At 44.8% G+C, this 11,269-nt stretch carries 9 protein-coding genes; 4 read left to right on the forward strand and 5 right to left on the reverse strand.

The annotated features are described in order from the left end of the window. Positions 1-38: 38 nt before the first annotated feature. Positions 39-1,049: a glycosyltransferase family 2 protein gene (locus D104_RS25105; protein WP_024023406.1), complete on the forward strand. Its 1,011-nt coding sequence runs from the start codon at positions 39-41 to the stop codon at positions 1,047-1,049. Continuing rightward, positions 1,049-2,488 carry an ArnT family glycosyltransferase gene (locus D104_RS25110; RefSeq protein WP_024023407.1) on the forward strand — a complete coding sequence of 480 codons (1,440 nt, stop codon included), beginning with the start codon at positions 1,049-1,051 and terminating at the stop codon, positions 2,486-2,488. Before D104_RS25105 ends, D104_RS25110 begins: the two co-directional genes overlap by 1 nt. Positions 2,489-2,609: 121 nt before the next feature. Here the strand turns inward: D104_RS25110 and gbdR are convergent, their stop codons facing one another. Together gbdR and D104_RS25120 are read right to left on the reverse strand one after the other, a co-directional pair. Beyond that, complete coding sequence (gene gbdR / locus D104_RS25115; RefSeq protein WP_031214627.1) at positions 2,610-3,719, reverse strand: choline metabolism transcriptional regulator GbdR; 1,110 nt, start codon at positions 3,717-3,719, stop codon at positions 2,610-2,612. Positions 3,720-4,034: 315 nt separating this feature from the next. Then, positions 4,035-5,162, reverse strand: a complete 1,128-nt coding sequence (locus D104_RS25120; protein ID WP_024023409.1) for a hybrid-cluster NAD(P)-dependent oxidoreductase — start codon at positions 5,160-5,162, stop codon at positions 4,035-4,037. 342 nt (positions 5,163-5,504) lie between these two features. On the opposite strand from D104_RS25120, the gene D104_RS25125 reads away from it, so the two are divergent. Continuing rightward, positions 5,505-6,773, forward strand: a complete 1,269-nt coding sequence (locus D104_RS25125) for an aromatic ring-hydroxylating oxygenase subunit alpha (protein ID WP_024023410.1) — start codon at positions 5,505-5,507, stop codon at positions 6,771-6,773. A gap of 102 nt (positions 6,774-6,875) precedes the next feature. Here the strand turns inward: D104_RS25125 and pssA are convergent, their stop codons facing one another. Then, on the reverse strand, positions 6,876-8,213 hold the full coding sequence (pssA, locus tag D104_RS25130; RefSeq protein ID WP_024023411.1) for a CDP-diacylglycerol--serine O-phosphatidyltransferase: 1,338 nt from the start codon (positions 8,211-8,213) through the stop codon (positions 6,876-6,878). 261 nt (positions 8,214-8,474) lie between these two features. Next, the gene (locus D104_RS25135; RefSeq protein ID WP_024023412.1) at positions 8,475-9,428 is read right to left on the reverse strand and encodes a LysR substrate-binding domain-containing protein; all 954 of its coding nucleotides are present in this window, start codon (positions 9,426-9,428) and stop codon (positions 8,475-8,477) included. 128 nt (positions 9,429-9,556) lie between these two features. On the opposite strand from D104_RS25135, the gene D104_RS25140 reads away from it, so the two are divergent. Further along, on the forward strand, positions 9,557-9,799 hold the full coding sequence (locus D104_RS25140) for a DUF1127 domain-containing protein (protein WP_024023413.1): 243 nt from the start codon (positions 9,557-9,559) through the stop codon (positions 9,797-9,799). A gap of 141 nt (positions 9,800-9,940) precedes the next feature. Here D104_RS25140 and D104_RS25145 read toward each other — a convergent pair whose 3' ends face one another. After that, positions 9,941-11,083 carry a hypothetical protein gene (locus D104_RS25145; protein WP_200866746.1) on the reverse strand — a complete coding sequence of 381 codons (1,143 nt, stop codon included), beginning with the start codon at positions 11,081-11,083 and terminating at the stop codon, positions 9,941-9,943. Positions 11,084-11,269: the final 186 nt, after the last annotated feature.

The raw sequence follows: 11,269 nt of genomic DNA on the forward strand, positions 1-11,269 counted from the left end.
TATGCACTCATCAACTTTACCCTTGTTAGGAGAGCCCGATGAGTGCCATTCCATACAGACAATATGTGCAACCTAAAATCGAAGTAAAAGCACAGCCACTTGTGACCGTTATCATCCCGTTTTTAAACGAGGTGGATGTGCTTGCCGTTTGCCATCAAAGAGTATGTGATGCACTGAACTCTCTTCACCAACATTGCGAAATCCTTTATATCGATGACGGCAGCCATGATGGTAGCTGGGAATTGGTAAGTCAGTTAAAGCATCCTTTTCATCAAGTTCGCTGTTTACGCCTAAGCCGTAATTTTGGCAAAGAAGCGGCTATGAGTGCAGGCATGAAAGCCGCGGCCGGCCGCTGTGTTATTTTGTTGGACGCCGATCTGCAAGATCCACCAGAATACATTCCCGAGATGGTGAGTACATGGCAAGACGGCGCACAAGTTGTTGAAATGCAACGACGTGAACGCCATGGTGAAAGCTGGCTAAAGCGCACCACTGCACATTGTTTTTATCGCTTTATGACACACATTAGTGACCACCCGATCACTGAAAATGTGGGTGATTTTCGACTAATGGACCAAAAAGTGGTCAGCGTGATTAACTCGCTACCAGAGCGAACTCGATTCATGAAAGGCTTGTTAGCCTGGCCTGGGTTTTCACGTAAGGTGCTGTCTTTTGACCGTGATGCACGGCTCGCGGGCAATACAAAGTGGAACTATGGAAAACTCATACATTTGGCACTGGAAGGCATCACGTCATTCAGCACCAAACCATTACGCTGGGCAACCATGGCAGGATTAACCACCTCCTTAATTGCATTCATTATGGCGATCGTTATTTTCACGAAAACCTTAGTGTGGGGCGACCCAGTGGTTGGCTACCCTTCTACCGTACTCATCGTTTTATTTCTCGGCGGCATTCAGCTTTTATCGATTGGGGTATTAGGCGAATACGTTGGTCGCTTGTTCATTGAATCGAAGCAACGACCGCTCTATGTCTTAATGGAAGACGCCATGACCAAACCTACTTATCTACACTCGGACTCTGAATAATGAACTCTCCTACGCTTGCGTTACCCTCCGCTAAAACGCTACTGATATTACTCGTCAGCTGCTTAGTGTTACGCTTTATTTCCTTAGCACTTTACCCGCTCATGGACACCACCGAAGCGCGATACGGTGAAATGGCTCGAATCATGTTTGAAACAGGCAACTGGATCACGCCCATGTTCGACTACAACATACCATTTTGGGGTAAGCCGCCGATTTTCACCTGGTTAAGTAGCCTTGGCTTCAGTCTATTCGGCGTGAACGAATTCGCCGCGCGCGTGCCGCATCTTATTGTGGGTGCCGGTGTCGTTTGGTTGGTTTACAAACTTGCGAAAGATCACTTTCAATCGTCGGCAATGGGGTTGTTTGCCGCCAGTATTTTAGCGTCTACCGTCTCTTTCATTATATTGAGCGGCGCTGTGATGACCGACACCGCGCTGACCTTTTCTATTGCCTTGAGCATGATCAGTTTTTGGCAAGCGTGGAATAATAAAGGCAAAATCTGGGGCTATTTGTTCTTTGTCGGATTAGCATTGGGCATGATGTCGAAAGGCCCATTAGCGATCGTTTTGATCGGCATTAGTTTAACCATATGGTTACTTCCAAGTGGCCGCTGGAAAAAACTCTGGCAGGCGTTGCCTTGGAGTTATGGCACACTGCTATTCCTTACGCTTTCTCTACCTTGGTATATCTTGGCAGAATACAAAACACCAGGTTTTTTGGACTACTTCATTGTTGGCGAACACATAAAACGCTTTATTGTGAGTGGCTGGCAAGGTGATTTGTATGGCAACGCACACGAAAGAGCACGCGGCACAATTTGGGTTTATGCGTTCATTTCCATGCTCCCTTGGAGCCCTGTGCTTATTTGGCAATGGGTTCGCTCAATAAGAGAAGACAAAGACACAGAAGAAAGCGTAGATGGTTTTGGCAGCTTCCTCTTTTTGTGGATGTTGGCACCCATGTTTTTATTCAGTTTTTCAGGCAATATTTTGGCGAGCTACGTAATGCCGGCGCTGCCCGCAACGGCACTGCTGCTTGCTCACCTTCACAGCCAAAGACCATTGCCAGCATGGTTGTACAAAGTTGGGTTTGTTACGCCCTTACTATTAGTGATGCTAATCACTGTATTTCAATTTGATTTAGTCACAAAACGATCAGAAGACAAAATAATGGGCATTTGGAAACAGCAAGCTGAAACCACCCAAAGCGATTTGTTTTATCTGCATAAACGCCCGTTTTCTGCGCAATACTACTCAACAGGAAAGGCCAAACAGCGCTCCACAGACCTGAAATCTTGGTTACCATTGCAAACTCAAGACTTCTTCATCGTGCAAGCCAAAACCGATCATACGGATTACGCGGGCTGGACATGCAACGAAAGAGGCGAAGCAAAAAAAGAAACTCTTTTGTTTTGTCAAAGCAACTATCAAAATAACTAAACACCACACAAAACAAGCAACACACTGCATAAAAAAAAGGGGTCTTTTAAAAGGCCCCTTTTTACTTTTTATTGGCTATTGGTTGAACGGAATGACTAACCACTCACGCAATGCCTCAAAATCACACTGCGACAGACCCATAACTCGGCTCGGTGTGCGAATGACTTAACGCGTCTTGCGCATGAGGAATAAAAACGATGGCATCTTTGTCCGTCGCCGATGCCTCTACCGCATCACCTTTCCAAGCGGTTTTTCGCTCATCTCGTGGCGACACACCAATGTGTTTGCGATAACAACGACTAAAATGCGGTGTCGAAATGAACCCGCATGCCATGGAAATTTCCACAATCGACATGTTCGATTGCTTGAGCAATTTACGCGCTCGCTCCAATCGTAAACGTAAGTAATAACGCGAAGGTGAGCAATCCAAATGACGATGAAACATACGCTCAATTTGACGACGAGAGACATCGACAAAGGTCGCCAATTCATCCAATTCAATGGGTTCTTCTAAATTGTTTTCCATCAATTCAATCACATCCACCAGCTTGGGCGTACACATCCCAACACTATTGAATTGGCGCATCGGCATACGCTGCTGATCGGACTCGTTACGAATGCGATCACAAATAAACATATCAGACACCGCATTAGACAACTTAGGGCCGTGTTGCTTGGTCATCATGTTTAAAAACATGTCCATTGGAGCACTGCCGCCTGAAGACGTAAGGCGGTCTTTATCGATAGAGAACAGCTTGTTATTGCAGTTCACTTTAGGAAAAGTTTCTTGCAAGGCGGTTAGACATTCCCAGTGCACGCTGCACTGATAGCCATTTAACAAACCGGCATAAGCAAGTACATACGCCCCCGTACAAATCCCACCGAGTTGAACCCCTTTACGGGATTGTTTCATCAACCAAGAGACCTGTTTTGCGGAAAAAGTACGAGTAATATCGACACCACCCGCCACAACAATTAAGTCGAAAGCAGCGCTGTCTTCCATAGAGTAATCGGGGGTTAAACTTAAGCCGTCACTGGCGGTAACGGATTGACCGTCTTCAGAAATCAAACTCCAGCTATAAAGCGCTTCTGCTGACAACTGATTGGCCATACGCAGCGGTTCAATCGAAGAGGCCAACGCAATCATCGTAAAATGATCGAGCAATAAAAAGCCGACTTTCGTGGTGCTTTTTGCATCAAAAGCCAAGGTAGAGCCATTCGCCGTTACCATATTAATGTCCTCATATGTGTGCTTCATTAACATAGGCAAAAAACAGACCATGTTTAAACGAACACTTTTTTTATTTTTAAGGAAGCTCGAATTATGGGCATTTAATGCCATATTCAGGCGTGACGCCTGATAGAGAACACCATGACGCAACACAAATAACACATCACAATGTCCAACTGAGCCAGCACATAAAAGCATAATGCTACGCACTAATATAGACCAAGATTGCTCTTTTATTGAACGCTTATTTAATAAAAACTCATCAGTACAACACCATGGCACGATGTGAAAAGAGACATCACCGTGCACAGGCCATTAATATTCCACCACCACATCCGACTTAGGCACTGTACAGCAAGACAACACATAACCCGCCTCTACGTCTTCATCGGTGATGCCACCGTTATGATCCATCTGCGTTTGGCCTTCTTTCACCAACACTTTACAAGTACCGCAAATACCCATACCACAGGCTTTGGGAATCATTAAGTCCAGCTTCGCCGCTGCATTATGCAAGGTTTCCCCTGCCATCACCTGAATGCTCTTACCACTGTTCACAAACTCAATTCGTAATAAATCTTCTTGGTTTACTGCATCGGCTTCGGCTTGCGCGACTCCCGCTTGCTCTATCGCATCTTCCACCACGTCTGCTGGCGTCTCGCCAAAAGATTCCTCATGATAATGCGACATATCGAACCCTCTCGCTTTGAGAAGGTTTCTAACCGCTTTCATGTAGGGCGCAGGACCACAACAAAAGATCTCTCGTTCCATGAAATCAGGCGAAATCATGTCCAACTTAGATTCATCCAAATAACCGCGATAACCCTGCCAAGGCAAACCGTTTTCCATGCGTTCGACAATCAAGTACAAACCAAAGTTGTCTAACCGCGCTGCCATATGGTCTAACTCACGCGGGTAAATCACATCACGCGGAGAACGCGCACTGTGTATAAAGGTCATGTCCACTTCGGCATTGGTGTCAAAAAACCAACGTGCCATCGACATCACTGGTGTAATACCCACACCACCCGACAACAAAAGCACCCTATCCGCAGGGAAATCAATGCAATTAAACTGCCCAACAGGACCATGCACCGCGACCTCAGCACCAATCGCCATGTTGTCGTGCAGCCAATTCGACACCTCACCACCCGGCACACGCTTCACGGTAATGGAAAAACTGTACGGCACAGAAGGCGAACTCGAAATCGTATATGAGCGCATCACCTGCTTGCCTTCGATTTCCAGCTCCAAGGTGACAAACTGACCCGGCTTGAAGAAAAACATCACAGGTTGTTGCGCCATAAAACAAAATGTACGCACATCCCATGTTTCGTGAATCACTTTGACGCAACGAACATTGTGACGACCGTTTACCCATGTTTGCGTATTAACGGGCGTGAAATAGTCGGCATTCGTACTTGCTGAAGTTGAATCCGTCATATTGAAACCTCTTAATTAAAGTCGAGTACCTCTTCTTAATTAAAAACGAATACCTATTTCTAATTAAAAAATGAGTGACACCGTATTTGCGCCATTTTGGATCCTGTTGATTAATGCGAATTAACTCTGAGCGACAATTTATTGCTCATGGCAGTCAAGCCTAGAAAAGACAAGACCTTACGAGTCGATTTATGTATCACAGCGTGTCGTGAATGGTCATTTTCCCCCTCGGTAATTAAGCGACTATAAGCTCGTACTACTAAGGCTGAAAACGATGAAAGCCAGTGCAAAAGTAACACCCAGACCCGTCCATCAATCTTTTTGTTAGTAAGGCCCAGAAAGATGAATCAACATGATTTGCTCAATGTAAGACACGCTTCAATAGGTGAAGCGAAAACCGCCATGGCCGACTTGCTAGAAAAGCGTTCTAGCAACTACTCACTTGATGCGGCACTGTATAACGACCCACACATGTTCAGAGTCGACATGGAAGAAGTCTTCCAAAAAGAATGGTTATTTGTTGGTATGACCAGTGAAATTCCGAAAAAAGGCGATTATTTCACCGTCGAAGTTGGGCAAAACCCTGTTTTATTGGTTCGTGATGCCGAAGGCAAGGTCAACGCTTTCCACAACACTTGTTCGCATCGTGGATCGGTTATTTGCAACGAGCACAGAGGAAAAGTGGCCAATCTCGTTTGCCCTTATCACCAATGGACGTACGATTTAAAAGGCAACCTATTGTTTGCTGGCACCGAAATGAACAAAGACTTCGACCTCAAGCAACACGGCTTAAAACCGGCTTTTTGCAAAACCGGCGGTGGATTCATCTTTGTGTGTTTGGGAGAAAAACCACCCACCGACGAATTCGACGAATTTCTCGACACACTCGAAACCTACATGGAACCTTACGACGTCGAAAATACCAAACTCGCCGTCGAATCCACCATGTACGAACGCGCCAACTGGAAACTGGTGCTAGAGAACAACCGAGAATGCTATCACTGCTCCGCCAGTCACCCAGAGCTGCTCAACACATTATTAGAATGGGATGACACCGAAGATCCGCGCGCGCCACAAGATTTCCATGACCATTACAACGCCCAAGCCGCTAAATGGGACGCCGAAGGCATTCCACACAAACACAAAAGCTTTGGTGCCGTACAGCGCAATCGTATTGTCCGTATGCCGCTGAAAAAAGGCACCAAAGTCATGACCATTGACGGCAGCGCCGCCTGTCAAAAAATGCTCGGCCGCATTAAAAATCACGAACTCGGCTCGATGCGTATTTTGCATTTACCCAACTCGTGGAACCACATGCAGTCCGACCACTTTATCGTCTTCCGCGTCCTGCCTGTTTCCGCTCAAGAAACTATTGTTACCACCAAATGGTTCGTGCACAAAGACGCAGTAGAAGGCGTCGATTACGACACAGAAAACCTGCGCAAAGTCTGGGACGCCACCAACGAGCAAGACAAAGTCCTTGGTGAACGCAACCAATTGGGCATCAACTCAATTGGCTATCGCCCTGGGCCGTATTCAGAAACCTTTGAATTTGGTGTGATCAACTTTTTGAGTTGGTATTCAGATACGATATTGAGACATTTGAAGTAAGGTCGTTTGCGCTTTACTACCAGATCAATAAGGACTTAGCCCTTTCCCCTTTTGTCTTTCAAGGGGAAGGGAAAAGGGAGTTATCTTGTCTGAATGAGATTCTTACAAGATCCGTTTGAGCAATCGATCGGCTCTTGTACGGATGATTTTTTTCAACAGGCGTTGAATTTTCACAGGATAATCCTGCAGTACGTCGATTTCACTCGCCGTTTCGACTCGTTGTGTGTGTTTAAATATGTTGTCGAATTCAGCGGTAAATTTGGCTTCCAACAGCTTTTTCGGATCATCAATTAATAAGCCGTTTTCTAAATCAAGTCCCCATGCTCTCGGGTTAACATTATTGCCTGTTAGCAGCGTTGTACGACGGTCTACCCACAAACCTTTCAAGTGATAACTGTTGGCATCGTGCTTCCATAAATGAATCGACAAGCCACCAGACGCAATATAACGTTCATTCGCTCGGGCAAACTTACCAAGGTTCATTTCGTACAAATAAGGCAAACCACCAATCGCTTTAAACGGCTTATCCGGTGACAGATAAAAATCATTGGCCGTTTTGTCACCTACGACGATATGAACCTCCACACCACGGGCAATCGCACGCTTTACTTCCCTCAACACCACTTTTGGGAAATTGAAGTAAGGCGTACACAAAACAATTTCTTCTTTCGCGTCTGCGAGCAAAGTAACAATTTGTTGATTAAGGCGATTCTGTCGCTTACCAATGCCGACCAACGGCGTAACCGCAACGTGATGATCATCCACACTTTCATGATCCACGTGATAAGCGGCGCAGCTCAATGAAAGACGAAACTTTCGAATCGCAGGCTTAAGTTCTTTGGTCGTTGGCACTTGAGCTTTAGAAAGATCATTGACCGCAAGGTTACGGATCATTTGTTCATAAACAAAGCGAACCATGCTGTCCGCCAAACCCTGATGCTGAATAACATGATAGCGGTCGAATCGGTAACGATCCTGATAATGCAGGTAAACATTGTTTAGACTCGCGCCCGTGTAAATCACCGTATCGTCGATGATAAACCCCTTCAGATGCAATACTCCGAACACTTCGCGATTACGAACAGGCACACCATAGACGGGAATCGAATATTTATATTGGTCCGCAAACGCTTGATACATAGCGGCATTGCCTTGGGCTTTTTCCGCACCAATCAAACCACGTTGAGCACGATGCCAATCCACACAAATCGCAATATCCAAATCGGGATTACGCTGCTTTGCTTCATAAGCGGCGGTGAGCACTTCTCGCCCCGCCTCGTCGTCTTCAAGATACAGAGCGACTAAATAGATTCTTGAGGTCGCGTTGTTAATTGCCTCTAACAGATATTCACGAAAACGAATAGCGGATTGCAGAACATGAAATTGGTCTGGGTCAATTGCAAAAGTGGGCAATGGGCCGAATGATTGTCTGATGGGCATAATTACGAAGTGCTACCTTTTTTTTGACTAACGACAGACTGTAACAAATTTGCAGATTTTTATCTTATAAAAGAACCACTTCATACAACTATTTTAGAGATAAGAACAAAATCTAGCGACCTGTTCTTTTCCTTGATCCGGTTTACCGAGACACACTTAACCGTGATTCAACGCTAGGCTGAAAACGCGGCTTCCATTGAAACGCACGGCACGCGATTTGAAATGACGCTTTGCGTCTTCATCAGAAATAGGAAAAGAAACCTAAACAATCACCTCTTCCACATCCGGATTATTCTTTAAATATGCCGTCCATGAAGATTCGACCGCAGTCACTTCGCGTTCAATCCATTGTTTAAAGGCTTTCACTTTTTTGTATTTGAAATGCGGCGAAGGGGCAACGAGGTAAAAATCGTATTGAGACTTCATATAAATGGGCAATGGACAGATCAACTGCCCCTTCTCTATCAGCTCGTAAACCAAGCCATAACGCATCATCGCCAGGCCCTGTTGAGACAACAAGGCTTCGACCAAAGACGTCGAATCCGCCACATGCAAATGCGACTTCATCGGCATATCGTACAGGTCTAAAAACCGCTGCAACACTGGCCATACATGCTGCACGTCAGGGCCCGTATCGGTAATGATTGGAATGTTCGTTAACTGCGCTTTCACCGGTTCATTCGTATTGATCAAAGAAGGATGGCAAACAAGCACCAAATATTCTTTTAATAAAAATTGCGACTGCAAACCCGCGTATTTACCTCGTCCTAATCGAATACACAAATCCAAATCACTGTCCGTAAAGGTCGACAAACCAACACTCGGACTGAGGCGAAGGTTTATGTCAGGCTCCTGCGCTTGAAACTTACCCAAACGCGACACCAACCAACGGCTCGAGAACGACGGCACAGAACTGATTACCAACGTGTTTGGGTTAGGGTCTTCCGTCACGCCTTTGACGCCGTCTTCTAATAAGGCAAACGCCTTCTTCACGTACTCAAACAAATATTCCCCTTCCGACGTCAACACCACTTGGCGAGTCTGTCGCTCAAACAGCTCCACTCCTAGCGATTGCTCCAAGGTTTTAATCTGCTGACTCACCGCCGCTTGCGTCACAAAAAGAGACTCCGCCGCCAGTTTGAAACTTAGACTTTGCGCAGCGTACCGAAATGCTTGCAGCGATTTGAGTGGCGGTAAAGCTCGATTGGAAGACATTAACAGCACCTTTTATAAGTAAGATTTTCTTAACTATAAAGCACTTTTTCTCGTTTGTCGCACCGCAATTAAAAGTCGATTATTCATCTACAGAGTATCAAAAGCAGACCAACACAAGGAGTAACACCATGAAAAACTGCACATCAGAAACTTTAAGCAACAACCCATGCCACCAAATAGACATAAGCCAATGCGGCAAAGCCACATTAGATAATCTAAAAGAAAAGCCATGGAAAACGATTATCAAAAAAATCGCTCATAACTGGCGTACTAGAAGTAAATTGAGCCGCCTAAACGACGCCCAACTGAAAGACCTCGGCATCACCGCAGCGGATGTGGATCACGAAGTGAGAAAACCAGTTTGGAAATGATGGACCACTACCAACAAGGGCGCTGGATGATAGAGCGCTCTTGTTGCAGGGTTGTGGTTTCTTGTATTTTAACACCTTGCTCACCGGAAAATTGGGAGCGTAGCGAGTAATTTTTCCGAGTGCAGCAACTTATTAGATTCACTACCAATCATCAGTGATTCCTTTTTCTCTCTTTTGCAATGCATCTTGGAAAGCTTTCAATGCTTCTTGTGCTTCGGAATCGAGCTTAGCCTCGTCAAGATTCCGTATTTTTTCTTGGATTGGTGCAATCTCTAGAAAGTTTTCAATATTTTCAAGTTTGATATAGGTCGTAATTTTTACTACGTAATCACCCATGGCCTGAGAAGATGATTTACCTACAAATTTTTTCAATATAGTTATACAGCCTTCGGCAGTTTGGGTCTGAAGTTTCAACCAATCTATAACTTTGTTCTCATCACCCCAGCGCTTCCACCTATACAAAAAGGAAACCAAGTGCTCATGAGAAAGTAGTTCGGAGGGCGAATTTTCAGACATTTCATCCAATTTTTTTACAAATTCTGCTTTAAGCTGTTCAAATTCTCCATCTTGTAGAATTTGGTCCGCATCCGACTTTTCTCTCCGATTGTCATCACCTTGCAGTATATGTTCGACAATAGATATCCCGTTCGATGCTTTGAAGCATTCTAGCAACAGCCTCCCTCTTTCTTCTAAATCATCAATGCGTCGTAGAAACCATACAGCAAGTCTCACAGCATGCGTATTAGAGCTAAACATCGTAAACCCTGTTGATTCATGATCGACGTAGTCACCAAAATCTAAAATCCCCTTAATATAAGCCCGCCCATTCTCTAACGGAATTTCATCTGTAAATGATTCAAACTGTGAAAGAGCATTTTTTAGAATGCCACGTTCTTTAAGGGACAAGATAAATGAAGAAAATCTATCAGAATCGGCAGTTAGACTAAGCATTTCCTGTAGGTCTGAGTTAGAAAGCTCGCCACTTGGAATGGAAAATTGGAAGTATTTGTCAAAATTAGAGGGGTGGCAAACACGCATCTCCCTTAACCATGTTCTGGCAAAATCTCCAGAATAGTGCGTCCCTCCTAGAGCCCATTCAATTGTTGGAAATAGCTGCTCTACCATTTCTTTTACGACCTCTCGTTTATCAGGGGTTGCTTTATCCAAGATGCCATTAATTAAAGCAGCTGTAGAATCCTCACTTCTCCCATATCTATCCGAGCCATTTTTGGTGAATATTTCTTTCGAGCGTGCGATTTCCTTATATACATCTGGCTCAAACACTCTTAGACACTCAATCGCAATTAGATCTACAGGATTGACTTCAAAAACACTTTTACCTTTAAGTAATGTAAAGTGGAATGATAAAGTTGAGGTATATCTATAGACGCTTCTCAAATTGTCAAAGTATGCGTTCAGGGAGCCATGAAATATGTTTCCCTGTAGTGGTCAAGTAAAACTGGCCACCGC

This window comes from Marinomonas profundimaris (assembly GCF_000508165.1).
GTDB lineage: Bacteria > Pseudomonadota > Gammaproteobacteria > Pseudomonadales > Marinomonadaceae > Marinomonas > Marinomonas profundimaris.

Excerpts from the sequence above, each read along its gene's own strand:
- D104_RS25120 (WP_024023409.1), bottom strand. The coding sequence starts at position 5,162 with ATGACGGATTCAACTTCAGCAAGTACGAATGCCGACTATTTCACGCCC.
- D104_RS25125 (WP_024023410.1), top strand. The coding sequence starts at position 5,505 with ATGAATCAACATGATTTGCTCAATGTAAGACACGCTTCAATAGGTGAA.
- gbdR (WP_031214627.1), bottom strand. The coding sequence starts at position 3,719 with ATGGTAACGGCGAATGGCTCTACCTTGGCTTTTGATGCAAAAAGCACC.
- D104_RS25135 (WP_024023412.1), bottom strand. The coding sequence starts at position 9,428 with ATGTCTTCCAATCGAGCTTTACCGCCACTCAAATCGCTGCAAGCATTT.
- pssA (WP_024023411.1), bottom strand. The coding sequence starts at position 8,213 with ATGCCCATCAGACAATCATTCGGCCCATTGCCCACTTTTGCAATTGAC.
- D104_RS25140 (WP_024023413.1), top strand. The coding sequence starts at position 9,557 with ATGAAAAACTGCACATCAGAAACTTTAAGCAACAACCCATGCCACCAA.
- D104_RS25110 (WP_024023407.1), top strand. The coding sequence starts at position 1,049 with ATGAACTCTCCTACGCTTGCGTTACCCTCCGCTAAAACGCTACTGATA.
- D104_RS25105 (WP_024023406.1), top strand. The coding sequence starts at position 39 with ATGAGTGCCATTCCATACAGACAATATGTGCAACCTAAAATCGAAGTA.